The 24,985-nt window shown below is 29.4% G+C and carries 24 protein-coding genes; 3 read left to right on the top strand and 21 right to left on the bottom strand.

Going from position 1 to position 24,985, the window contains the following annotated elements:
• Positions 1-153: 153 nt before the first annotated feature.
• The 14 genes from HUJ77_RS03920 to HUJ77_RS03855 all read right to left on the bottom strand — a co-directional run bounded on the left by HUJ77_RS03920 (position 154) and on the right by HUJ77_RS03855 (position 14,338).
• Positions 154-1,005, bottom strand: coding sequence for a site-2 protease family protein (locus HUJ77_RS03920; protein WP_291707270.1), 852 nt, complete (start codon positions 1,003-1,005; stop codon positions 154-156).
• 63 nt (positions 1,006-1,068) lie between these two features.
• Positions 1,069-1,542 (bottom strand): peptidase M23, encoded by a 474-nt coding sequence (locus HUJ77_RS03915; RefSeq protein WP_291707269.1) that lies wholly within the window; start codon positions 1,540-1,542, stop codon positions 1,069-1,071.
• Between the two features lie 257 nt (positions 1,543-1,799).
• Positions 1,800-2,936: a rod shape-determining protein RodA gene (gene rodA / locus HUJ77_RS03910; protein WP_291707268.1), complete on the bottom strand. Its 1,137-nt coding sequence runs from the start codon at positions 2,934-2,936 to the stop codon at positions 1,800-1,802.
• 225 nt (positions 2,937-3,161) lie between these two features.
• Positions 3,162-3,425 carry a cell division topological specificity factor MinE gene (gene minE, locus HUJ77_RS03905; protein WP_291707267.1) on the bottom strand — a complete coding sequence of 88 codons (264 nt, stop codon included), beginning with the start codon at positions 3,423-3,425 and terminating at the stop codon, positions 3,162-3,164.
• A gap of 16 nt (positions 3,426-3,441) precedes the next feature.
• Positions 3,442-4,236 (bottom strand): septum site-determining protein MinD, encoded by a 795-nt coding sequence (gene minD / locus HUJ77_RS03900; RefSeq protein WP_291707266.1) that lies wholly within the window; start codon positions 4,234-4,236, stop codon positions 3,442-3,444.
• Positions 4,237-4,255: 19 nt separating this feature from the next.
• Entirely contained in the window at positions 4,256-4,909 is a 654-nt protein-coding gene (gene minC, locus HUJ77_RS03895) for a septum site-determining protein MinC (protein WP_291707265.1), read from the bottom strand.
• Positions 4,910-5,098: 189 nt separating this feature from the next.
• Positions 5,099-8,029: a penicillin-binding transpeptidase domain-containing protein gene (locus tag HUJ77_RS03890; protein ID WP_291707264.1), complete on the bottom strand. Its 2,931-nt coding sequence runs from the start codon at positions 8,027-8,029 to the stop codon at positions 5,099-5,101.
• Positions 8,026-8,517 (bottom strand): rod shape-determining protein MreD, encoded by a 492-nt coding sequence (mreD, locus tag HUJ77_RS03885; RefSeq protein ID WP_291707263.1) that lies wholly within the window; start codon positions 8,515-8,517, stop codon positions 8,026-8,028. The genes HUJ77_RS03890 and mreD overlap by 4 nt, the downstream gene beginning before the upstream one ends.
• 9 nt (positions 8,518-8,526) lie before the next feature.
• Positions 8,527-9,378, bottom strand: a complete 852-nt coding sequence (gene mreC / locus HUJ77_RS03880) for a rod shape-determining protein MreC (RefSeq protein ID WP_291707262.1) — start codon at positions 9,376-9,378, stop codon at positions 8,527-8,529.
• Positions 9,378-10,397 carry a rod shape-determining protein gene (locus HUJ77_RS03875; RefSeq protein ID WP_291707261.1) on the bottom strand — a complete coding sequence of 340 codons (1,020 nt, stop codon included), beginning with the start codon at positions 10,395-10,397 and terminating at the stop codon, positions 9,378-9,380. Before HUJ77_RS03875 ends, mreC begins: the two co-directional genes overlap by 1 nt.
• 17 nt (positions 10,398-10,414) lie before the next feature.
• Positions 10,415-11,104: a DNA repair protein RadC gene (gene radC / locus HUJ77_RS03870; protein ID WP_291707260.1), complete on the bottom strand. Its 690-nt coding sequence runs from the start codon at positions 11,102-11,104 to the stop codon at positions 10,415-10,417.
• 52 nt (positions 11,105-11,156) lie between these two features.
• Complete coding sequence (locus HUJ77_RS03865) at positions 11,157-11,726, bottom strand: Maf-like protein (RefSeq protein WP_291707259.1); 570 nt, start codon at positions 11,724-11,726, stop codon at positions 11,157-11,159.
• Between the two features lie 202 nt (positions 11,727-11,928).
• Positions 11,929-12,633: an SPOR domain-containing protein gene (locus HUJ77_RS03860; RefSeq protein WP_291707258.1), complete on the bottom strand. Its 705-nt coding sequence runs from the start codon at positions 12,631-12,633 to the stop codon at positions 11,929-11,931.
• A gap of 253 nt (positions 12,634-12,886) precedes the next feature.
• A complete protein-coding gene (locus HUJ77_RS03855) occupies positions 12,887-14,338 on the bottom strand; it encodes an aminoacyl-histidine dipeptidase (protein WP_291707257.1) in 1,452 nt (483 codons plus the stop codon).
• 140 nt (positions 14,339-14,478) lie between these two features.
• Between HUJ77_RS03855 and pyk the strand changes: the two genes are divergently transcribed.
• Complete coding sequence (gene pyk / locus HUJ77_RS03850; RefSeq protein WP_291707256.1) at positions 14,479-15,897, top strand: pyruvate kinase; 1,419 nt, start codon at positions 14,479-14,481, stop codon at positions 15,895-15,897.
• Between the two features lie 77 nt (positions 15,898-15,974).
• On the opposite strand, the gene HUJ77_RS03845 is transcribed toward pyk, so the two are convergent.
• From HUJ77_RS03845 to HUJ77_RS03815, 7 genes are all read right to left on the bottom strand, one after another.
• Positions 15,975-16,856, bottom strand: a complete 882-nt coding sequence (locus HUJ77_RS03845) for an ROK family protein (protein WP_291707255.1) — start codon at positions 16,854-16,856, stop codon at positions 15,975-15,977.
• 28 nt (positions 16,857-16,884) lie between these two features.
• On the bottom strand, positions 16,885-17,802 hold the full coding sequence (locus HUJ77_RS03840) for a dihydrodipicolinate synthase family protein (RefSeq protein WP_291707254.1): 918 nt from the start codon (positions 17,800-17,802) through the stop codon (positions 16,885-16,887).
• 30 nt (positions 17,803-17,832) lie between these two features.
• Positions 17,833-18,528 (bottom strand): N-acetylmannosamine-6-phosphate 2-epimerase, encoded by a 696-nt coding sequence (locus tag HUJ77_RS03835; RefSeq protein ID WP_291707253.1) that lies wholly within the window; start codon positions 18,526-18,528, stop codon positions 17,833-17,835.
• Positions 18,529-18,570: 42 nt separating this feature from the next.
• On the bottom strand, positions 18,571-19,230 hold the full coding sequence (locus HUJ77_RS03830; protein ID WP_291707252.1) for a DUF624 domain-containing protein: 660 nt from the start codon (positions 19,228-19,230) through the stop codon (positions 18,571-18,573).
• A 103-nt stretch (positions 19,231-19,333) separates the two neighbouring features.
• The gene (locus HUJ77_RS03825) at positions 19,334-20,164 is read right to left on the bottom strand and encodes a carbohydrate ABC transporter permease (RefSeq protein ID WP_291707251.1); all 831 of its coding nucleotides are present in this window, start codon (positions 20,162-20,164) and stop codon (positions 19,334-19,336) included.
• A gap of 15 nt (positions 20,165-20,179) precedes the next feature.
• Entirely contained in the window at positions 20,180-21,070 is an 891-nt protein-coding gene (locus tag HUJ77_RS03820; protein ID WP_291707250.1) for a sugar ABC transporter permease, read from the bottom strand.
• Positions 21,071-21,166: 96 nt separating this feature from the next.
• On the bottom strand, positions 21,167-22,474 hold the full coding sequence (locus tag HUJ77_RS03815) for an ABC transporter substrate-binding protein (RefSeq protein WP_291707249.1): 1,308 nt from the start codon (positions 22,472-22,474) through the stop codon (positions 21,167-21,169).
• A gap of 201 nt (positions 22,475-22,675) precedes the next feature.
• On the opposite strand from HUJ77_RS03815, the gene HUJ77_RS03810 reads away from it, so the two are divergent.
• Positions 22,676-23,326, top strand: a complete 651-nt coding sequence (locus tag HUJ77_RS03810; protein ID WP_366032730.1) for a GDSL-type esterase/lipase family protein — start codon at positions 22,676-22,678, stop codon at positions 23,324-23,326.
• Positions 23,327-23,663: 337 nt separating this feature from the next.
• Positions 23,664-24,944, top strand: a complete 1,281-nt coding sequence (locus HUJ77_RS03805; protein WP_291707248.1) for a DNA/RNA non-specific endonuclease — start codon at positions 23,664-23,666, stop codon at positions 24,942-24,944.
• Positions 24,945-24,985 lie beyond the last annotated feature (41 nt).

The raw sequence follows: 24,985 nt of genomic DNA, 5'->3' as shown, positions 1-24,985 counted from the left end.
CATGCCGCATAATGAAGAGTCTTTTTTCCTATTGTCTACTTGACAGGGTCAAGTTTAGAAGGGAGTTTCTTCTTTAATTTTACATTTTTCATTATTCATTTTACATTCTGCCACAGCCCCCATATTTATTTTACATTCTTCATTTTTCATTTATTAAGTTTTTCTATTTATATATTCCTCCACAGTCATATTTCCATAGCTTTTTAAAGCTTCTATTAATTCATCCTCATGTAGTATATAGATAAGCTTCATATCATCATTTAAAATATAAAAGGTATTAAACTTATTTCTATCTACCAGTCCTAATACACTAACAAGTCCTTGCTTGTAATAAACAGATATACTTTTATTTTCAATATAATTATCTTTTAAAAGCTTTTTTCTTTTTTTAACTATATTACCCATTGTTATATACATTGAAGTATGTTGTTCCATTCTAGTAATATAAACTATAATTATAGCTCCTATAATTATACTAAGATTTAAACTATGTAGAAAAATATAAATACTAATTCCTGAAATAATAAATAATCCTGCTATAACATAACTAATTATACTTATTATTCTTTGAGCCTTTTTAAATAAAATTCTCTTCGATAAAACAATCTCTAAAATCCTAGATCCATCTAATGGATAGGCAGGTAACAGATTAAAAAATGCTAACCCTATGTTTAAACTAATTCCAGTTTCTATAAAAGTATTTTTATACTTAAAGCTAATTAAATAAAGTGTAAATGCAGAAATTATATTAAATAAAGCTCCTGCAACATATACTGCTATCTTCTCTTTGTCCTTTAGTGTGTTAATCTCTGAAAGCTCTGCATTTAATCCAAATATATGGAATCCTATATTATAAAATTTACATCCATATTTAAGGGCTATTAATATATGTGCTATCTCATGTAAAAATACCCATATAAATGCAAATATAAACATTTTATTATAGCTACATACAATTGATATTAGAAGTATCTCTGCTAATATCTTCTTTGTTTCTCTATTCATTTATATCTCCCTAATAATTGCTACAGATCTATAAAACCACCTTCTATTTCTAATGCTTTATTGTTATAAATTTAATCCGTTATTCTTATCATCTAGATTCATATCATTTATCTGATTTATAACTTCTTTATACTTCTCTTCTATATTATTTTTAATACCGCTATAATCAAAACCAAGTTTTTCTACCCCAGATAATAATTTCTTATAATTAAATTCACTATTTATAGATGTCTTACATATTTGATAAAGCTCCTTTGCTTCTTTATTAGGAAGTACTTTTAAAGTAAAAGCTACTAAAAATAGCATAAAAGTTATTATTAGCCTAATTATAAATCCATCTATATATTTATATTTCTTTTTACTAGAATTAATTTGATAACTTCCTTTTCCATAAGTATAATTTCTTACATTTGACGTATTAGGATATATATATTCTTTAGTCATAAGTCCATTATCACCCTTATTTTCGTTTCCACTAACTTTTTTCCTAACCTTATCATAATAATCTTTATAAGCTTCGTTATAATTGTTAACCATACACCTCTCTCCCTACTCTTAATAATGTATTTATATTTAATTACTTACAATTTTATTCCTCAAAAAACAAGGAATAATAGTATATTCCCTCTTTTATAATTGCAATTATTCCTACAATACATTTAGGTGGAAAGATTAAAAAGTAAAAAAGAAAAATCTGCTGTTTATTACAGCAGATTTTTTAAATAAATATATTTTAGTAATTTGGCACAAATTACATCATTAATTCTTTCATTCTTTCATTCTTTAATTTCTTATTAGAAGTATATTTTCTTCCTTCTCATACCTACGTTTAAGATTAGTCCTATAGACATAACTGTAGTAAGTAATGAAGTTCCTCCATAGCTAATAAGAGGTAATGTTATACCTGTTATTGGCATAAGTCCTATTGTCATTCCGATGTTTTGAAGCAGTGCAAATAAAAAGTAAGCTATTAGCCCTACACAAATAATTGATCCAAATTGGTCTTTTGATGTTCGTGCAATTGCTATCATTCTTGAAATTAATATTCCATATAGCAGTAATAAGAAACATGCTCCAATAAAGCCCCATTGTTCAGCTATACTTGCAAAAATAAAGTCTGTTTGTACTTCCGGTACATATTGAGCTGCATACCCTACTGAATTTTCCTTAGTTATTACATTACCTTGTAATCCAAAGATTCCACCATTTCCTATACTAATAAGTGATTGTCTCAATTGATAGCCTGATTCTGAAGAATCGGATTCTGGATTCATAAATGAAGTTATTCTAGTTTTTTGATAATCTTGTATTAACCCTGAATTCCATACTATAACTATTGCCACAACTAATGCTAATAATCCTCCACCGATTATCTTCATATCTAATCCAGCTATAAAAAATATTCCTATAACCATAAAGAATAAAACCATTGTCATTCCCATATCAGGTTGAATAACTATAAAAAAGGCTGGAACTATTGAATAAAAGGCCATAATAAGGAAATTTTTCAATTCATTTATAGTACCATTCATATCTTCTAAAGTTTTACCTAACATCATTATTGTAGCTAACTTAGCTAACTCTGCTGGCTGAAAGGATAGTGGACCTAGTCTTATCCATCCTCTTGCACCATTTATATCCGTACCTATAAACATTGTTAATATAAGTAAAAGTATTGATCCCCAATAAAATAAAGGAGTATATGATTTTAATAATGTATAGTCAATAGCTACAACAAAATATAATGCAACTAAACAAACTACAAACCAAACTGACTGTCTTTTCAAAAATAATGTTCCAAATTCCGCTGCACTTGCTAAATATATATTAATTATTCCAAATATCATTAAAGCTATCATTGAAAATAGTAATAGTTTATCTATTTCTTTAAGCTTTTTAAAATCTATCTTAAAATGCGATAATGGTATCATATTTTTGCACTACACCTCCATTTTTTAACCTAGATTTTATTATATCCAAAAAAAATTTATTTCTCTATAATATATCTACAAATTAATAAAATTTAAGAATTTATTAATTAATTATTTGTTAACTATATTAAAAAAAGGTCTACTTCTAACTCTATGTATAGAATTAGAATAATTATAGACCTTTTTTAAAATTTGTAATATAAAAATATTATAAATTCCTATTTTTTAGTTTTTTATATTCTTTATTGGAATATTAGCCACTAAAGCTGGGCTGTTACCCTCTAAATTTTCACTTTTGCTTACAGCTATTTCAACATCATCAACATCTATTTCTATATACTTAGATAGTACTTCTAATATTTCTAACCTTATTTTATCAAGAGTTTCATGAGGTAAATCACCTCTATCATGTATTAATATTAATTTTAACCTATCCTTTGCAACTTCCTTAGGTGTTGGCTTTCCTGAAAACTTCTTAAAAAAATCCACCTCTCAACGCCCCCTCTTAACGCTTAAATAATTTTTTTAGTGATGCGAAGAACCCTTCTCCACCAGATTTTAAGTCAAGTAAAGGCACTTCTTCCCCCATTATTCTTCTTGCTATATTTCTAAATGCTTGCCCTGAAATTGACTTGTCATCTAAAACTATAGGCTCACCTTTATTTGTAGAAATAGTAATGTTTTTATCATCAGGAACTACTCCTAATAATTCAATTGATAAAGTTTCAATTATATCAGGAACATCAAGCATATCCCCTCTTTGAGTCATTTCGTAATTTAATCTATTTATTATTACTGAATGATCTTCTAATCCTTTAGAATCTAATTTTCCAATAACTCTATCAGCATCTCTAACAGAAGTTATTTCAGGATTAACAACTACAATTGCCCTATCAGCACCTACTACTGAATTTTCAAAACCTTGTTCAATACCTGCTGGACAATCTATTAATATATAATCGAAATCTTCCTTCAATTCATTTACTATCTTTAACATATCTTGAGGTCTTATATCATCTTTATCCTTAGTTTGAGCTGTTGGCAACAAACAAAGATTTTGATATCTTTTGTCCTTAATTAATGCTTGTTTCAATCTACATCTGTTTTCTATAACATCTGAAATTGTATAAACTATTCTATTTTCTAAACCCATTAATACATCTAAATTTCTAAGACCTGTATCCCCATCTATAACTACAACTTTTTTGTTTAAGGCTGCTAATGCAGTTCCAATATTGGCTGTAGTTGTTGTTTTTCCAACTCCACCTTTACCTGATGTAATAACTATAGAAATTCCCATTTTTTATCTCCCTCCAACACTATATATATTTCTTTGGTAAATACGGTTCTACTATAATATTATTATCCTTAATTTTTGCAAGCTCTGGATAAGATGGTTTAATACCATCTTCTGGAGCAATAGTAACTATATCAGCGATTTGAAGTATTTCTGGTTGAAGATTAAAGGCTGATATTATAGCTTTTTTATTTCCACCTACTCCTGCATGCACATGTCCTCTAACAGTACCTAAAACTATTATATTCCCTCCTGCATACACCTCTGCACCATTATTGATATCCCCTATAATTACTATATTGCCATAATATTTAATCTGTTGCCCGCCTCTTATTGTTTTCTTTATAAACTTTGTTTTTCCTTCATATATTCCATTAAATACTTTATTTTCTTTTTTATCTTTAGTTTCTGATTTTCTAATATCTTCGAAAATACAGTCCTTAATTTGAATTTTTTCGAATAAAACATCCTTTAACTTTGATACATCATCTTCATTTAATAACTTTAAATTTGTTTCTATTTTAAGAGATGCTCCTTTATAAAAACCCTTTCCCACAGATAGTTTTTTTACTAAGGATTCTAACATATCATCAAAGTTATTGAACTTATCCATATCTATTGCTGCGTTGATACCATCTTTAGTACCTCTTATTTGAATATTACTATGTACTTTCATTGGCCACCCTCCACCAATAACATTTAATTATTAATAAAAATGTCTGATACTTATAATTATACAATTATATTCTATAACTTAACAACCTAATTTTGTATTAAATTAAAAAAATCGGTGAAAATTATTATTTTCATAAAATAAAAAAAGCTGAGAAAACCCAGCTTTTTACTTTTAATTACTATATTTTTCTTAATTGCTTATTTTAATACTATCATCTTTATTATCCTTTAATGGAGATTCTAACACATATTTTCTAAAGGATTCTGATTTAGAAGCATAAGAAGGATCTAATTCTAATAACTTCTCTTTAAAATAAGCTTCATATATAGCCTTATGAATAGTTGCACCTTCACTACCTCTAAAACCATCATAAATAGTTGAGAATATAGCTATTTCTGGATCATCTAAAGGTGCAAAACTAATATAGTTACCATAAGCTAATCTTCCTTGGATAGTATAATTTTCATCTGTACTAAAGTCAGCTGTACCTGTTTTTCCTGCAACTTTAATTGGGAATTTACCAAAGGCTTGATATGCAGTCCCATTATTAGGACTTGTATTAACTCTGTACATTCCTTCTTTTACAGCCTGAAGATACTCTTCAGGTATATCTAATTTATCAACTACTTCTGGTTCAAATTCTTGTAATACTTCACCAGTTGGTGATGTAATTTTATCTACAAGGGTAAGCTTAAGCCTAGTTCCTCCATTAGCTAATGTTGCAACATAGTTTGCAATTTGAACAGGAGTGAAGTTATTCATACCTTGGCCAATAGCACTAGATACTATTTGTCCTGGAGTTTTAATTTGAAGGCCTGCATTACTTATAATGTAATAAGCTATTGCATCAGACATAACTCCAGCCTCTTCATCTATATCTACAGTTCTTCTTTTAGATGTTTCAACTACTGAAGCTTTAAAGCTATCAGATAAATCCATAACCTTTTTAATATATGGAACTAAACTTTCAGCGTATTTAGTAGTGTCAGATACTTCTTCATCTGTTCCTACTTTTGCTAAAGTTTCTTTCATATAATTTTTCAAAGCATTTTTTGCTTCTTTTAAGTTATCTGGATCACTATCACTGTCTTCTATATTTAATGGTACAAATAGATAGCTATAATAATTTCCTACCTTTAACGCATCTACGATTTCATACATTGGAGTATTTACTATTTGTTTTTTCCATGACTCAAAATTATAAACTTGACCAAAGGACTCTTCAATTTGAATTCCTGTAGACATAGTTTTAGAATTTTGTTTACTTGTTTCTACTCCAAGTCCAAATTTCCATGCATATTTAGCAAGAGCATCTAATGCTTCAATATTTCCACCATTTACATTTCCACCACTATTTTTATATAACCTGTATCCTAACTCATAAAAATAATAGTTTGATGAAACTTGTAGTGCCAGTCTCAAATCTGTTTTACCATTAGCTACCCCTTGGAAGTTCTTTCTTTTTTCTGGTAATTCATCATTACTCCATGTACCTGAGGTATCATTCATGGATTCATATTGATTAACCACACCTTCCATTAATCCTGCAATAGCAGTAAGAGGTTTAAAAGTTGATCCAGCAGGAAGAAGACCTTGTGTTGCATAATTGAAAAAAGGCTTAGGATAAGTATCAAACTTATCTTCTCTTTTACCTGTATCTTCATCTACAGGAAATAGGTAATCTATTCCTCCAGTTGCTCCAGTTCTTTGTATGAACTCCTTAGCATAACTTTCTATATCAGGACTAAAATATTGCCTAGATAACTCATCAGTTAACTTTCCTGGAATAGAAAATATATTTGGATCATATCCTGGATAACTTACCATAGCAATGATTCTGCCTGTTTTAACTTCAATTGCCACTGCAGCACCTCTAGTTGCGTTTGGTGCTATACTCTTTATACGGTCCATGGTGTCTTTCATTGATTGTTCAGCTGCATACTGAACATCTTTATTAATAGTTAAGTGTACATTATTTCCCGGGTAAGAATCTAATTTAAATAATTCCTCTGTAACTCTTCCTTGAGAATTTACTTTAACTGTAGTTCCACCCTTAGTTCCTTTTAATTGGTCTTCTAAAGCTGCCTCTATACCAGCAACACCTATTAAATCAGAAGATACATCATATCCTCTTAATTCATAATTATCTTCTTTAGATGAATCTATTGAAGATAAATATCCTACTACTCCTGAAGCTAAGCTATTATATGGATAAAATCTAATAGGTTCTATACTTACATCAATACCAGGTAAATCATTTAATTTTTGATACATAATAAAAGCAGTATCTTTCTTTATATTAGATGCTATGGTTACAGCTCTATATCCATTAAAACTTTGCATTTTAATAGCATCTTTTACAACTATATATTTTCTTACATCTTGTATTGAATATGTTTCTAAAAGTTCATCTAATATTTCTTTACCAGTCATTTCTTCATACTTATCATTATAAGCATCCACTCTAGCATTATAAGCTTTACTTGTTTCACCCTCTTCTCTAACTGGAATTGGATTTACTAGTTGTTGAAGGCTATAACTCTTAACTAACTTATAGAAGGTTTCTTCTGCAGGTATTTTTAATAATTTCTCATTAACTTCCTCTATCTCTTTATCATTAAATTCAGTCTTTTGATTACCAAATAGTTCTCTTTCTATTTCTTCGTTAAGTCCTCTATCTCTTTTAAATCTAATTTCAACAATTTTTTTTGTATCTTCATCATCAGTTTTAAAATCAAAGTAGAACTTACCACTGCTATCTATTTTTAACATTAACTCATCTTCAAAACTTTCTCCATTTTGTGAAAGTATATTGAATACCTTATTCATAGTTCCATAAAAATCTTCATTATCATCATTAGGCTTAGTATATGTTAAGGTATAAGTTTGAATATTACTTGCTAAAATATTCCCTTCATTATCATATATTTTCCCTCTAGGAGCATTTTCTGAAATAAGTCTTGTTGAACTAATATCAGCTCTTTCTTTATAATCTTCATGTTTATAAATTTGAAGATAAACTAGCTTTGCAATAAAGATAGTAAAAAGAGCTATCATTATTATATTTAAAACAGTATATCTAGAAATTTTCTTTTTCTTTTTAGGTTTATTTACTATCATCTAAACCTCCATGATCTCTTTTTATAATTCTTATCGTAAAGCCTTAAAACAAAATCATATCCTAAAAACATTATTATTGCACTATATATTGATGAATATATACCAACTTCAATATTTATAGTTTTTCCAGCTAATTTTAATATTAAAAATATTGATATTACCTTTAGCATATATAAAAATATCATAGATATTGTTGGTATAAGTTTTTTTTCTCTATATATATTTTCTCCTATAAAAGCTGCAAGTAAGCATATTAACATATTAATTAAAGCATTTACTCCAAAGCCTTGATAAAAGTATATATCTTGTAGTAATCCTGAAATAACTCCAATAATAACAGCTTCTTTTTTACCATATATAATAGAATAAGCTATAGAAAAAATAAAAAGTAAACTTGGGAATGCTCCCTTAATAGATAAAAAAGGCATAAAAGAATTATCAAGTATTAAAAGTACTAATGAAATTAAAACTAAAATCCACTTTTTCATATTCTACCTCTAATTAGCATACTTAACTTCTCTTGTTTCCTTTGGAACAATAACAAATAATTCTTCTAATTTATTAAAATCTACATAAGGTTTTACTATTGCTGTTTTCATAACTTTTATTTCATCACTTTCAATAGAAATAACCTCTCCAATTCTAACTTCCTTAGGATATATTTGCCCAAGCCCTGAAGTTAATATTACATCCCCTTCTTTTATTTCAGAATCTAATGGTAAATTAGTTACCTTTGTTAATCCATTATTAGTACGAGTTACATATCCCTTTAATATTCCCGTGGTTTCTCTTGTACTATTAACCATAACTGAGACAGCTATGTTTTCACTTAGTAAACTTTCCACTATGGACCAATTAGAACCAGTACTGGTAACCTGTCCCACTAAACCCTTATCTGAAATGACTACCATGTCTTTTTTTAATCCATCATTTTCACCTTTATCTATTATATATCCATCTGAAAAACTTTCTCCGCTATATCCAATTATCTCAGTTCCTATATATTCATAATTATCTTTTGAATTCTTAAAGTTTAAAACTTCTCTTAATCTATCGTTTTCTTCTTTAAGTTTATCGTATTCTAAAAGTTTATTTTTTAGTTCAGTATTTTCCTTAGTTAATTCTTTATTTTCACTTTTTACATTAGAAAAATTTAAGAAAAAATCCAAAGTTTCTTTTAATCTATCACCAACTGTATAAACTACCTTTTGCAAAGGATTTATTGTACTACCTAAACCACTTGAAACAGCATCTTTTTTTTCATTATTCATGGTATACATAATTATGCCTAAAAAGGCAACTGACAGCACTATTACAGTGGCTGCCAGTTTATTCTTATGACGCTTCATTATTGACCTCTTTGCGTCTTACTTAACTCATCGAAGTTTTCTAATGCCTTACCTGCACCTAATACAACACAATCAAGTGGTGCTTCTGCTATATGAACAGGCATATTTGTTTCGTGGTTAATAAGTGCATCTAAACCTCTAAGTAATGCTCCTCCACCAGCTAACATTATTCCCTTTTCCATTATATCCGCTGCTAATTCAGGTGGTGTCTTTTCTAATGTTGTTTTTATTGCTTCTATAATAGCATATACAGGCTCCTTTAAAGCTTCTCTGATTTGAGTTTCAGTAACAACTACTGGCTTAGGAAGTCCTGTAATAAGATCTCTTCCCTTTATATCCATTTCTCTTTCTTCTTCATCAATCTTGTAAGCTGATCCTAATTCCATCTTAATTTGTTCAGCTGTTCTTTCACCTATCATTAAGTTGAACTCTTTTTTAATATAAGCTATGATTGCTTGGTCTAATTCATCTCCAGCAACTCTTAAAGACTTACTTGTAACTATTCCCCCTAAAGATATTATAGCAACTTCTGTTGTACCTCCACCGATATCAACTATCATGCTACCTGTAGGTTCTCCTACTGGAAGTCCTGCTCCAATAGCAGCTGCCATTGGTTCTTCCATTAATACAACATCTCTAGCTCCTGCAAATTTTGCTGCTTCTTCAATTGCTCTTCTTTCAACTTCTGTTACTCCTGATGGATAACAAACTATTATTCTAGGACTAGTAAAAGCACTCTTACTAGTTACTTTTTCAATTAACTTTTTTAACATAGTTTGTGCTACATCAAAATCTGCTATAACACCATCTTTTAATGGTCTAATAGCTACTATATTACCAGGAGTTCTCCCTATCATAAGCTTAGCCTCTGTACCTACTGCAAGTGGTCTTCTTGTTGTACTATTAATAGCTACAACTGAAGGTTCGCTTAAAACTATACCCTTGCCCTTTACAAAAACAAGCGTATTTGCTGTTCCTAAATCTATTCCCATATCCTTATTGCTACTGAAAAATCCCATTTGAATTCCCCTTTCGTTTATATTATTCCTTTTTCTTTTAAACTAACATACTGATCTTTACCAATTATTAAATGGTCTAATAAATCAATACCCATTATTTTACTACATTCTTTTAATCTAATAGTTATATTTATATCCTCTTTACTTGGCGTAGGATCTCCGGATGGATGATTATGACAAATTATTATACTTGAACTGCTCTTTTTTATAGCTTCTTTAAAAATTTCTCTAGGATGTACAATTGATGTATTTAAACTTCCCTTAAACAAATCTTTTATTCCTATAATATTGTTCTTTGTATCTAACATAATTAGTTTTAAAACTTCTTGTTTTAAAACTACCATTTCCTTCATTACATGGTTTGCTATATCACTTGGAGAAGAAATAACTTTTCCTGATTTAAGTACGTTTAATTTATTAATTCTTCTAACAAGCTCACCCATCGCCATAATTTGACTTGCCTTTATGTTTTTAACTCCTTTTATATTTGTAATTTCATTTATTCCAGCATCTAATAAACCATCTAGTCCATTAAATTCTGATATAATTCTAGTACTTAAAGAAATTATATTTTCTCCTCTAGTTCCAGTCCTTAAAATTACTGCAAGAAGTTCTGGGTTACTTAAAGCTTCTGGCCCATTTATTAATAATTTTTCAACAGGTCTTTCTTCTTCTGGTATATCTATAATTTTTATACTATTATTCATAAATAAACTCCTAAAAAAATAATAACTTTATTTATAAATATACCCTACAATACTATTCTTTAACCCTTTTTAGCATTTTATTTAGAAGATTTAATGGCAATCCAACTACATTATAAAAACACCCCTTAATCTCTTCAACAAAAATGCCTCCATATCCTTGTATTCCATAGGCACCTGCTTTATCAAGCGGCTCACCAGTTTTTATGTATTCTAATATTTCTTTGTCTGTTAAATCACCCATTTTTACTTCAGTATATATAGCAGATTTTTCAATCTTATTATTATACATATTAATAACCACTATACCTGAATAAACTCTATGGGTTTTACCACTTAATTCTCTTAACATTTTATAAGCATCTTCTTCATTTTTTGGCTTTCCTAGTATTTTTCCATTTAATACAACTACAGTATCTCCACCAATAATTATAGCATTATTATGAAGTTTTTCCTTTGTACTAATAGCTTTTCCTTTAGCCAAATCAATTACGTATTCCTCTACATTTCCATTAAATAAAACAGTCTCTTCATCAAAGTCACTAACTTCAATTTCAAAATCATTAATTATTCTATGTAATAGTTCTTGTCTTCTTTCAGATGCTGATGCTAAAACATATTTCAAACCTATCACATCCTATTTTTATATTCTTGAAAAAACAGCATGGTTTAAAACTAAATAAGACAAAGATAGCTGTCTCTATCTTATATCTAATATAGTTTATCATTATATAAGATTCGAAACAAGTAACTTTGTCTTTCTTTATTTAATTTTTATTTATTCTTAAGAGTTTTGTAATATTATTCCATATGACCTTTTTTTATTATTATATCTTACTTAATATTGAATATATATACTCTAATTCTGCTACAATATTGCTCTTATTTAAAACCTCTGGTAGTGCTTTAATATGCTCTTTATATTCCTTTAACATATCAATTTTATCTCCACTAGTAACTTCATCTAAATTGTTAATCCAAGTTTTAAAATCACTAGTATTAACTTCTTTAACTTCCTCTTGTTGTACTGTATCTAAAATTTCTAAATAACCTGTTGTAATTGCACTAATTTGATTTTCAATCTTATCATTTTTATTTAGCTCTAATTTAACTTTAATATTCTCTATTCCTTTTGACTTTAAAGCTTCCATAAGAGCTTTACTATTTTCTTCTGTTGTAATTCCAGCAAATACTTTATATTTTCCTTCTGTATCCTTAGCTATGAAAGAGTTAAAATCACCACTTATTTTATCTAAAACCTGTTTAGCATTTTCCTCCTTAGAAAAATATCCACATTGAATTACATTAAAGGTTTCTATTTCTTCATTTGAAGAACTTTCAGTATTATTACTTTCTTCTATCTTAGGATTTCCATTGACTTCCTTTAGCCCATCCATATTAGGAAATACTTTAAATAATAACCATGCTGCAAGTAACCCTATAACTATTGCAGATAATGTTGTCATTAATAAAGATGTTAAAAGCTTAATACCATTATTTTTCTTTTTGTATTGATATTTTGTGTACTTCATTTTTATCATCCTCCTCTTTCCATAATTTATATATATTCTAGCTTCCTTTTTAATATTCATTATGTAAAACAATTATTTTTAATAATGAAAGAATGAAAAAATGAAAAAACTTGTAAAATAATTCAGAGAAGCCGAGTTAATTATTTCATTATTTTTAAATTACGACTTTGGAGGAATTTATACCTTAATTACGCATTGTGCATTATGCATTAAAAAAAGCTGAACTAGAAATAGTTCAGCTTTTTTCTACCTATTACTTTAATTCTTTTAGTACTTCTAATAAGTATTCCCAAACATTTTTAACTGATGAAATGCTCATATGCTCTTGTGGAGTATGAACATCAAAAAGATCTGGTCCAAAGCTTATCATATCAAGCTTTCCTAACTTTTCATTAAATAATCCACATTCAACTCCTGCATGAATTGCTACTATCTTAGCATCTTTTCCATACATTCTCTTATATACATCTTGGCATAATTCTCTTACTTTAGATTCACTATCATATTGCCATTCTGGATATCCAGCAGTAGTTTCAAAATCAGCTCCTAGCAAATCAGCTACAGTCTTACATCTTAAAACTATTTCATCCTTTAATGATGCTACTGAACTTCTAATTGCACTATCATATTCAACAATATCACCCTTAGTTGATACTACTCCTAAGTTTGTTGAACTTTCAACTAAGCCTTCTATTTCAACACTATTTGTATTTATTCCATTTGGCATTAAATAAAGTAAATTTACTGCTCTTTCAGTATCAACTCTATTAAATACTTTATCGAATTTTTCAGTGTTTTCTACTATAGAAACATTTACTCCTGGGTCTTGAGTTTTCAATTCATTTACTAATACTTCAGTCCATGAATTAATTATTTCTTTAGCCTTTTCAACATCTTCTGATTTTAAAGCTATTATAGCATCTGCTTCTCTTGGAATAGCATTATTTTTAGAGCCTCCATGAAGTGACGCTAATTTATAATCTATAGGTAATAATGATTTTAAAACTCTACCCATAATCTTATTAGAGTTTCCTCTTTCTTTGTTAATTTCCATACCTGAGTGACCACCTTTTAGGCCTCTTACAGCGATATGTAAAAAGTTATTGTAATTACCTACTTCTTCGAAATTAACCTTTAATAAATGTTTACTTCTTATTCCACCAGCACAACTTACTAATAAGTGTCCTTCTTCTTCATTATCTAAATTCAATAAAATTTTACCAGTTATATGTTCCTTTGATACTGCCATTGCTCCTGACATTCCAGTTTCTTCATCTGTAGTAATTAATACTTCTAAAGGTGGATGTGGAATATCTGTAGAATCCAATATAGCTAGTGAGTATGCCACGGCTATTCCATTATCAGATCCTAAAGTTGTATCAGTTGCATAAACCATATCATCTACAACTCTTAATTTTATTGGATCCTTTTCAAAATCATGTTCTGTTCCCTTATTCTTTTCACAAACCATATCCATATGACCTTGAAGAATTACTGTTTCAGAATTTTCATATCCCTTTGTTCCTGGCTTTTTAATTATTACATTTAAAGCCTCGTCTTGATATACTTCTAAATTAAGCTTTTTAGCTACGCTTACTAAATAATCACTTATAGCCTTTTCATTTCCTGATCCTCTTGGTATTTGTGAAATTTCTTCGAAATATTGAAAAACCTTTTTAGGTTCTAAATTTTGTAAAATATTCATTTTATTCTCTCCTTTTCTGCTAAATTATGTTAGAATGATATTATAAATTAAGTATATCATAGTATATATGATACTTAAATTACATTTTTTTATTATACTTATTCAGAATTTTCACAAATTTTATGTTTTGAGGTGATATTATGCAAAAAACAAAAATGATTTTTACAATTGGACCTGCAAGTGATAAAGAAGATATCTTAAGAAAATTTATTCAATTAGGTATGAGTGCAGCAAGATTAAATTTTTCTCATGGAACTCATGAAACACATAAAGAAAAAATAGATCTTATAAAGAAAATAAGAGAAGAGATGAATTCTCCAACAGCAATTATGCTTGATATTAAAGGCCCAAAAATTAGAACTCATAACTTTATTAATGATGGTGTAACACTGTTTGCAGATAATGAGTTTTCTTTTATTTGTGATGATGAAATATTAGGAGATAATAAAAAATGTACTGTTTCCTATAAGGATTTGTATAAAGATGTTAAAGTAGGTGGAGAAATTTTAGTAGACGATGGATTACTAAGCTTTAAAATAAAAGAAGTAATTGATAAAGAAATTAAATGTATAGTTACAGTTGGTGGCGTGATAAAAAATCACAAAGGTGTAAACGTTCCTAACGTAAAAATTAACCTTCCTTCTATAACTGAAAAAGATAAAGAAGACTTAATTTTTGGTTGTGAAAACAAAGTTGATTTCGTTGCAGCTTCTTTCATTAGAAAGGCTTCTGATATAGAGGATGTAAGAAATGTTTTAAAGGCTCATGGAGGGGATTATATCCAAATTATAGCTAAAATAGAAAACCAAGAAGGTGTGGATAACATAGATGCTATTATAGAAGCTGCTGATGGCATTATGGTAGCTAGAGGGGATATGGGAGTTGAAATACCAATAGAAAAAGTTCCAATAATCCAAAAGAATATAATTAGGAAATGTAATGAAGCTGGTAAAATAGTTATTACAGCTACTCAAATGTTAGACTCTATGATAAGAAATTCTCTTCCAACTAGAGCCGAAGCTTGCGATATATGTAATGCTATCTTTGATGGTACTGATGCAATAATGCTAAGTGGAGAAAGTGCTAGTGGTAACTATCCTATAGAGGCAGCTGAAATGATGTCTAAAATTGCAATAGAAACTGAAGCGAATTTAGATTATAACTATTTAAATAAGAGATTAAAAGAACCATCTTTATCTTCTTTCTCTGAAGCTATTAGCTATTCTGCATGTAGAAGTTCAAATCTATTGCATGCAAAAGCTGTTGTTGCAGCAACTAATAGTGGTGCTACAGCAAAACTTATATCAAAGTATAGACCAAAATGCCAAATAATTGCTATAACTCCATATGATGAAGTTAGACGAGGTTTGAATCTTAATTTTGGAATATATCCAGCAAAATGTGCTGTATTCACAACTACTGATGAAATATTAGGTGAAGCAAAGAAAGTTGCAACTAACTTATCTTTTGCTGAAAAAGGTGATGATATTATTGTTGCTGCAGGTATGCCTAGTGCAGTTACTGGTGGAACTAATATGCTTAAAATAGAAAAATTATAGATATTTGCATTTTTTGTTTATCATAGCAATAAGAATTAAAATTCTATAAAAAAAATTCAGCATATTGCTGAATTTTTTTATTGCCTATTTTTAAAATTATAGAATGCTCCTATCATTCCTGCATCATTTTTATGTTTTGCAAATTCTAATTTTGTTTTTTTAGCAATACTTGGTAAAAGATACTTTTTTAAAGCATTATTAATTCTAGGTTTTAAATATATATCTTGAGCCATAATTCCTCCACCTAGAACAATTACCTCTGGATTGATAACATAGCATATATTAGATATTCCCATTGCAATAATTTCTACCATTTCATCTATTGCTGTTATGCATATTTCATCACCTTTTTTAGCTTCTTCAAAAATATGATATCCATTCCAATTTTCTTCTAAATCATCTTTTCTTTCTGCAACTTTTTTTGTTAGAATACTTGTTGCTCCTAAAGTTTGAAAGTCACTTCCAAACATATGCATATATCCTACTTCACAGGCACTATTACTAAAGCCATGGAATACTTTATCTTCAATTAATATGCATCCTCCAATTCCAGTTCCTATTGTAAGACACAGAGTTATTTTACTATCTATAGCTGCTCCTGAAATTCTCTCTGCTAGACCTGCACAATTAACATCATTTTCAACTTCGCATGGTATTAGAAATCTTTCTTCTAATTCCTTTTTAAATTTTGTTCCTGCATATCTAGGTATTAATGGAGAAGCATAAAAAATTTCTCCCTTTTCAATATCTACCATTCCTGCTGTTGAAATGCATATTCCCTGCAATTTATATTTGTCTAAATAGTTTTCTACAATTCTAAAAACCTTATTTAATATCTCTGGTCCACCCTTATATGCTTCTGTGTCCATATTATCTTTTATTAATATTGTTCCATCCTCAGCGATAACTCCATATTTTATTGCTGTTCCCCCAATATCAATGCTTACATAATTTTTCACCACTTCACCTCTTCTAAGAGCTTTCTATTTAGCAATATTTTCTAATAGCTGTTTTAATCATATCAGCAGCTTCTTTTATAGTTGTAGTATCATTATCACTTACTGCTACTAAGGGTTCTCTTACACTTCCTATATTTAAATTCTCATTTATACGAAGAATTTCCTTAATTACCCCATACATATTTCCATAGCAAGAACACATTTTATAAATAATTTCATTTATATGGTATTGAAGTTTTCTAGCTTCTTCCATTCTATTTTCAATTATAAGCTCATCAAGTTTTAGGAACAATTCTGGCATAACACCGTATGTACCACCAATTCCTCCTGCTGCACCAATCGCACGTCCACTAATAAACTGTTCATCAGGACCATTAAATACTATATAGTCATCTCCACCTGCTGCACAAAAGAGTTGAATATCCTGCACAGCCATGGATGAATTTTTCACACCAATTACCCTAGGATTTTTTCTCATCTCTGAATAAAGCCCTTGGGTTAAAGAAACTCCTGCAAGCTGTGGAATATTATATATTATAAAATCTGTATTTGGAGCAGCATTACTAATATCATTCCAATAAGCTGCAATGGCATACTCAGGAAGTTTAAAGTATATAGGAGGAATTGCTGCAATTGCATCTACACCTAGAGCCTCTGCATGCTTAGCAAGTTCTATACTATCCTTTGTATTATTACAAGCAACATGAGCAATTACTGTAAATTTTCCTTTTGCGACTGCCATGACGTTTTCAAGAACAATCTTTCTATCTTCTACACTTTGATAAATACATTCTCCAGAAGATCCGTTTACATAAACCCCCTTAACACCCTTTTTAATATAGAATTCAGTAAGTAATCTTACTCTTTCTGGACTTATTTCTCCGTTCTCATCATAGCATGCATAAAATGCAGGAATAACTCCTTTATACTTATCTAACTCTCTCATAACAGTCTCCTTCTGCCCTATAAGGCTATTTTATTTCTTATCTTCTAGCTCATCTACAAAGGCCTTTGTAATTAGTTGAGGTCTTGTTATAATAGAGCCCACTACAACACTATAACATCCTAACTCAATTACACGTTTAACTTTTTCTGGTGTATTTATATTACCTTCTGCTATTACTGGATGCTTTGCCTTTGAAATTATTTCTCTAATAATCTCGAAATCATTATTTTCTATTTTAAGATTTGCACTTTGCTCTGTATACCCAACCATTGTTGTACCAATAAAATCAAAGCCTATGTCATCTGCATGTAGAGCCTCTTCTACTGTAGAGCAATCTGCCATAAAAAGTTGATTTGGATACTTTTCCTTTACCACTTTAAAAAATTCATCTAAAGATTTTCCATCTGGTCTTAATTCAGAGGTAGCATCTATTGCTATAATCTCTGGCTTCACTTCCATTAATTCATCTATTTCTTTCATAGTTGGAGTTATATAAACTTTAGAACCATCATAATCTCTTTTTACAATCCCAATAATAGGAAGATCAACCTGTAATCTTATTTCTGCAATATCTTCCTTTGTATTTGCACGAATTCCAGCTGCTCCCCCTTCTTTCGCTGCAAGTGCCATTCTTCCCATAATAAATGATGAATGAAGTGGTTCATTTGGCAAGGCTTGACATGACACTATTAATTTGCCTTTTAAATTTTCAATTTTTTTATTCATATTATTTCCCCTTCTGTAATACACTTATTTCAAATTCATTTCTTAAAATTCCCTAGAAGCCTCATATTTTTCAAATATCTTTCGGAAAATGAATGACTGAATCATTGCTAAAGCAGAAAATCCAAATATAATCATTATTGTAAAAAGCAGAAGCATAGATACTCCAGAATAAAATAGCATAAACACAAAGGGAGCATTAAGTAATATAAGCACAAGTGTCCATTTGAAATTTATAATACTAACAACAAATGAATTCTTAAATAATTCTTTTGTTGTTTGCACAAATCTGGCTAACATTGGAAATGAGTATAAAAACACAATATATCCCCAAAATGCTACTATATAGCATAGTCCTTGTACTACTTTTAATCTATCATCATTAATCATAAATATAATTCTTAAATCTATTGTTATAAAGATTCCTATTATACTTGCTATGATTCCAACTATGGTTCCTTGTCTAAAATTTTCCTTAAATGCTTTTAAAAATCCTCTTATAATATGAGTTTCCTCATTCTTTACCATTTTTAAGGTTATTGAATACATAGCAGTAAAGGATGCTCCAATTGTTATAATAGGAACACAACAAATAATAAACAAAAAATTCAATACTATAACATCAAGGATTCTAGAAAAAAAGCTCATAATTATATTATCTGGATTAAATATTTTACTTGTTAAATATCCTGTATTTCCTGCCATACTTTACCCCCTTTTCCTAACATATAAAATTCAAAAGTGGAACCACCCTCCACAATCAAGTTAATTAAAAGTCTTTATGTTTCTAAAGTTCCACTTATATACATTAACCTTTTACAGCACCCATAGTAATACCTTGTGTAAATGATTTTTGGAATACCATAAATACAGCAACTATTGGAATTGCAGATAATGCTGCACCCGCCATAATTAATCCATAATTTGTTGCCATTTCAGCTTGCATAGTTGCTACACCAAGTGAAACTGTAAGTTTATCTCTTGATGAAAGCATTACTAATTGCATAAAGTAATCATTCCATGTATTAATAAATGTAAATATAGCTAGTGCTGCAAAGCCTGGTTTTATAATTGGAAATGCTATATTTATAAAGGTTCTAAATTCACCACAACCATCAATCTTTGCTGACTCTAACAATTCTCCAGGAATATTTTCACTAAACTGTTTCATTAAAAATACTCCAAAGGGCCATCCAATTAAGGGTAGTATTACAGCGGCTAATGTATCGTGAATCCCCATAAAGTTAACAATTCTTACTAAAGGAACAAGTACTACTTGTTTTGGCAATGCCATTGCTGCAATGAATATAGAGAATAGTATCTTTTGCCCATAAAATCTCTTCTTAGCTAATACATATCCTGCTAGTGAAGATGTTATACATACTAAAAGCATTGTAACTAGTGAAATTGTAATACTATTTAATAGCCACTTCCCTGCTGGATTTTGAATAAGTAACTTTTGAAAATTCTCCATTGTTGGAGCTGTTGGCCACCATTGAGGTGGAATTATAATTGTATGTGGTTGAGTCTTAAAGGCACCTGTCATAATCCAATAGAAAGGAAATACAAAGATAATGGTTAAGATGCTCAAAAGAATTATACTAATCACCCCAAAAGGTGTAACTTTGGTCTTTTTCATTATATTCTCTCCTTCCTAATACTCTACATCATTTCCTAGAATCTTGAATTGTGCAAAACTAATTAATCCAATTAAAACCGCTAAAAATACTCCCATTGTGTTTGCATAACCATATTCAGAAAGCTTAAATGCTCTTTCATATAGATAATACATAATTGTACTGGTTGAATAATTCGGTCCTCCAGATGTTAATAACTGAATTAAAGCAAAACACTGAAATGAATTAATTGTTGTAATAACTACTATATAAAGTGTTGTTGGTAATAAGCTTGGCCATTTTATTTTCCAAAATACCTGAAATTCACTAGCACCATCAACTCGTGCTGCTTCCATAAGTGATTTATCTATATTTCCCATTGAAGCTATATAAAGTATAATGGGCTGTCCCACTGATGTTGTAAGTAAAATAACTATAATTGCTATTAATGCATATCTCTTATCACCTAACCAACTAATATTTTGATCGATAATATTACCTGCCTTTAACATATAGTTTAATATACCTGACAATGGATCATAAATCCATTTCCATACAACAGTTACAGCTACACTTCCTGTTACAACAGGTAAGAAAAATACACATCTAAAAAATGAACGTGTAAAAGCATTTTTTTCATAGGTCTGTGATGCAACAAATAGCGAAAATATTAAAACAATTGGTACAGAACCTATTACAATAACTAATGTATTTACTAATGATTTTATAAAAACTTGATCCTTAAACATACGTATATAATTATCTATTCCAATAAAGGTGAAATCTGTCATAGTATAATTAAAGAAACTTGTAACAAATCCCATTACCATAGGCGTAAGAACAAATGCTACAAAAAATAATAATACTGGAGCAAGAAAATAGTATGATACAATGGTTTCTCTCATACGTATTTTATTTAAGTTTTTCATATTTTCCCTCCAATCTCCTCATGGTAAGAATTTTCTTTTATTAAGAATTCTTCTTGCACATTTAATTCTGTGCAAGAAGAATTTATTTTAATATATTTATTTTTTTATTGTTTCATTTGCTTTATTTGTAAAGTCATCTAAAGCTTCTTTTGGTTGTACTTCTCCATTAGATATTGCTTGAACCATTGGGAACCATAAAGTTCTCATTTCAGCAAATCCATTGATTGTATTATAGTAAGTAGTATAATATTGGCTCCATGAGCCAATTTCCTTCATTCTTTCATCATCATATAATTCACCAAAAGATGTACGAACTGGGAAAGCTCCTGTTCTTACAACATTCTTCGGACCCCATTCTTTATTATCACAAATGAATTGTATGAATTTCTTAGAAGCTTCTATTTTAGCATCATCACCATTATTAAATACACAGAATCCATTTACTAAGTATTCTAATTCTGGTACTCCATCCTCTGATGGGAATGGTACTTCAAGGTAGTCAACTTTACTTGATTCTAATAACTTTGCTTGAGTTCCTGGTTGAGCTGATGACCATAAAATTGTAAAGGCTGTTTGTCCATTTGCAAAGTTTTGAATATCAGCAGATCCATCATATTGAGAACCATTCATTAATAAACCATCTTTTATTAAATTTTGAATTAGTGTCATTGATTTTACAGACTTATCGTCATTTGTAGTATATTTTGAAAGAGAATCATCAGTAATTCTACTGCTGTATAGGTTTGCAAAGAAGGCACGTGGTCCTTGGTCTCCACCTTGTCCATTAGCAAATACTGAACCTGGATTATAATTTTTAGCTTTTAAAGCTTCTAAAACCTTTACAAAATCATCAGTTTTCCAGCCATCTTTTACTAAGTCAAGAACTCCTGCTTCCTTTAGCATTTCTTTATTAAATGCCATAAAGAATGGTCCAGAACTTATTGGATACATATAAGCTTTATCTCCAGCTTTACAAGCTTGTAGTAATGTATCATTATTGACATCCTTTACAAATTCATCTGTAAACATATCATTTAACTCTACTAGTTTTCCTGATTTTCCATAGCTAATTATACGTCCAGGAGCGTCAAACAATACATCTGCCATTGTTCCTGCTTCAATAGCTGTAGTAATTTTTTCAGCACCTGAGGTGAAGTCTATAGTTTCTAATTTTACAGTTATGTCTGGATTTTCATTTTCAAATGCATCAATTATTTTTTGTTCCCATGTTCCTACTGCATCATTTGAATTTTCTTGAGTAAAGGTTGGGAATGCCCACCATGTTATTTGTGTTTTGGCACTATCATTTCCTTTTGGATCTTCACTAGTAGTTTTTTTCCCACAAGATAGAAGAGACATAGACATTAATCCAGCAAGCAGAGCAGCTAATAATTTCTTTTTCATTTAATATACCTCCCATAATAAACTTTCTTTTAAATTCTCCAAAATATCATTGTAATATTTTCCAATTAAATATATCATGTCTGAAAATACTTTTCAATATATTTCCATAAAAAAAATTATTTTTATTATTTGTTTGTTTTTTCCATTAAATATGCTATCATCATATTATTATTTATAGATAAATCTAAAGGATGATAAATTATGGTATATATGAAAAAAACTATCTTATGTTTTGGGGATTCTAATACTCATGGATATAACTCTTCAAATAATGGGCGTTTTACAGAAGGAGAAAGATGGACATGTCTTTTATCTAAATATCTAGGTGAGAATTATTCTGTAAAAGAGGAAGGCCTTAGTGGAAGAACCACTGTATTTAGTGATCCACTTTTTGAAGGTCTAGATGGGATTTCATATATTTCCCCATGCTTATTAACACATGAGCCTATTGATTTATTAATAATTATGCTTGGAACAAATGATACTAAAGAACGCTTCTCTGCTACCCCTGAAAATATAGCAAAAGGCTTAGAACGCCTTACTCAAAAAGCAATTTCAACTACTACTGCTTGGAGAGGCATTCCTAATATTTTATTAATTGCACCTCTTCCAATTGAAGTTGGTTATGAAAACACCTTTGTTTCAGGTGAAATGGGAAAAGGCTGTGCAGAAAAATCAAAAGCACTTGCTTCTCTGTACAAGGAAGTTGCAGAGAGAAATAAGTGCCACTTCTTAGATTCAGCTTCTATTGACGGTATGAGTATGTATCCTTATGATTATATGCATTTAAGTAAAGAAAGCCATGAGTTACTTGCATGCAAACTTTCTAAACTTATTCCTGATATTTGTTGATATGATTTTTATATATAGTAAATATAAGATGTAATTCTTATATTTACTAGTTGATATATTAGTAAAAAATATTTGTGATAATAAACCTTTATAGTATCTTATTCTTTTACTTCTTTTAATAATTTTATACAAGATATACAAATAACAAATAAACAAATAATAAACAAATAAGAGTTTTGCTCCCTAATAAAGACCCTAAAAATCCCCATATTAACTTTGTTTATATAAATATAATTATTGATTATATTTATAAATTATAAGTTCGCCAAATTATAACATAATTCGGTAAACTATGATAAAATATAGAGTAAATAAAGATTCAAGGGGGTTATAATAAATGAAGAAATTTACACCAACACTTAATATTATTATAGGGTCATTTATTACTTATCTAAGTATATTATTTTTAGCCGTAGGAGTAGATTCTCCACTTTTAGCTGCTTTAGGCTTGGGGATTGCACCAGCTTTAATAATTTACTTAAACAAAAAATTTAAACTAACAGCTGTTAAATATTATTCAACTTTGTTTGGAACTCTGATAGCTGCTTTAATAGTTTGCATTATAATTATGCCTAATAACTCCAATACAGAAAGTCAACAAAAGTTAGCTACTCAAAATAAAAATGAAGTAATTGAAAGTAAAGAAGATATCAAAAAAGAAGATGATATCAAAAAAGAAGATGATGCAAAAACTAAAGAAGATAGTAACACTAATGAAAATACAAAACCTGAAGCAATTACTAATAGTAATGAATCTAAAGAAGCTTCAAGTAATTTCACAGAAGATATATTTGCAGGATATAAATTAATTGAGGTTTATGGTGGAGATTTATCTGGACATAGAGAACCTAATGTAGTAGTTAATATAGGCTTTGGTAATAGAGAATACTATGCTTTTACTAATGAATATGGACAACTAGTTAAAGTAATAGCAAAGGAAATTATCTTACAAGATGATTCAACAGAGCCTGTTAATTCTAATGGAAGATATTATCCAGATGAAGCAAAAGTGCCTGGAGTTGAAAGTAAGAACCTAGATGAGGGCCATGTTATAGCTGATTCTCTTGGAGGAGTTTCAAATGCATACAATATAACTCCACAAAACAGTACCCTTAATAGATATGGAGACCAAGCTTATATGGAAAAGGTTATAAGAGATGCTGGTGGTTGTACAGATTTTGTTGCAATAATAACTTATCCAAATACAAGTACACAGATACCAAGTCACTATAGTTATACCTACACAATTAATGGTAATGTAATTAATGATGAGTTCGATAATATAAATCCTGATGAATATAATGCAAGTTCAGGAATAAATAATTCATCAGGTAATACTGGCTCTGGTAGCAATAATACAGGAAGTTCTACTCCAGAAAGCAATACTACAGGTAGTAGTAATACAGGTAGCAGCAATGCAAATGTTAGTAATTCCGATAGCAATAATACTTCTAATAATTCAAGTGGTAGTACTAGTTCTGCAACAGTTTATTGGACTCCAAGCGGAAAAAGTTATCATACTACAAAAAGTTGTCCTACTTTATCAAGAAGTAAAACAATTTTAGAAGGAACAATAGAACAAAGTGGAAAATATGACCCATGTGATAAATGCCACTAATGTGCTGCCGCACAATGTAAAATGAATAATTAAAAATGTAA

Origin of the sequence: Clostridium sp., assembly GCF_021443865.1 — a bacterium.
GTDB lineage: Bacteria > Bacillota > Clostridia > Clostridiales > Clostridiaceae > Clostridium.
This window is presented reverse-complemented; position numbering and strand designations above follow the sequence as displayed.

Coding starts and splice junctions, on each gene's coding strand:
- HUJ77_RS03920 (WP_291707270.1), bottom strand. CDS start 1,005: ATGAATAGAGAAACAAAGAAGATATTAGCAGAGATACTTCTAATATCA.
- HUJ77_RS03915 (WP_291707269.1), bottom strand. CDS start 1,542: ATGGTTAACAATTATAACGAAGCTTATAAAGATTATTATGATAAGGTT.
- rodA (WP_291707268.1), bottom strand. CDS start 2,936: ATGATACCATTATCGCATTTTAAGATAGATTTTAAAAAGCTTAAAGAA.
- minD (WP_291707266.1), bottom strand. CDS start 4,236: ATGGGAATTTCTATAGTTATTACATCAGGTAAAGGTGGAGTTGGAAAA.
- minC (WP_291707265.1), bottom strand. CDS start 4,909: ATGAAAGTACATAGTAATATTCAAATAAGAGGTACTAAAGATGGTATC.
- HUJ77_RS03890 (WP_291707264.1), bottom strand. CDS start 8,029: ATGATAGTAAATAAACCTAAAAAGAAAAAGAAAATTTCTAGATATACT.
- mreD (WP_291707263.1), bottom strand. CDS start 8,517: ATGAAAAAGTGGATTTTAGTTTTAATTTCATTAGTACTTTTAATACTT.
- mreC (WP_291707262.1), bottom strand. CDS start 9,378: ATGAAGCGTCATAAGAATAAACTGGCAGCCACTGTAATAGTGCTGTCA.
- HUJ77_RS03875 (WP_291707261.1), bottom strand. CDS start 10,397: ATGGGATTTTTCAGTAGCAATAAGGATATGGGAATAGATTTAGGAACA.
- radC (WP_291707260.1), bottom strand. CDS start 11,104: ATGAATAATAGTATAAAAATTATAGATATACCAGAAGAAGAAAGACCT.
- HUJ77_RS03860 (WP_291707258.1), bottom strand. CDS start 12,633: ATGAAGTACACAAAATATCAATACAAAAAGAAAAATAATGGTATTAAG.
- HUJ77_RS03855 (WP_291707257.1), bottom strand. CDS start 14,338: ATGAATATTTTACAAAATTTAGAACCTAAAAAGGTTTTTCAATATTTC.
- pyk (WP_291707256.1), top strand. CDS start 14,479: ATGCAAAAAACAAAAATGATTTTTACAATTGGACCTGCAAGTGATAAA.
- HUJ77_RS03840 (WP_291707254.1), bottom strand. CDS start 17,802: ATGAGAGAGTTAGATAAGTATAAAGGAGTTATTCCTGCATTTTATGCA.
- HUJ77_RS03835 (WP_291707253.1), bottom strand. CDS start 18,528: ATGAATAAAAAAATTGAAAATTTAAAAGGCAAATTAATAGTGTCATGT.
- HUJ77_RS03830 (WP_291707252.1), bottom strand. CDS start 19,230: ATGGCAGGAAATACAGGATATTTAACAAGTAAAATATTTAATCCAGAT.
- HUJ77_RS03825 (WP_291707251.1), bottom strand. CDS start 20,164: ATGAAAAAGACCAAAGTTACACCTTTTGGGGTGATTAGTATAATTCTT.
- HUJ77_RS03820 (WP_291707250.1), bottom strand. CDS start 21,070: ATGAAAAACTTAAATAAAATACGTATGAGAGAAACCATTGTATCATAC.
- HUJ77_RS03815 (WP_291707249.1), bottom strand. CDS start 22,474: ATGAAAAAGAAATTATTAGCTGCTCTGCTTGCTGGATTAATGTCTATG.
- HUJ77_RS03810 (WP_366032730.1), top strand. CDS start 22,676: ATGGTATATATGAAAAAAACTATCTTATGTTTTGGGGATTCTAATACT.
- HUJ77_RS03805 (WP_291707248.1), top strand. CDS start 23,664: ATGAAGAAATTTACACCAACACTTAATATTATTATAGGGTCATTTATT.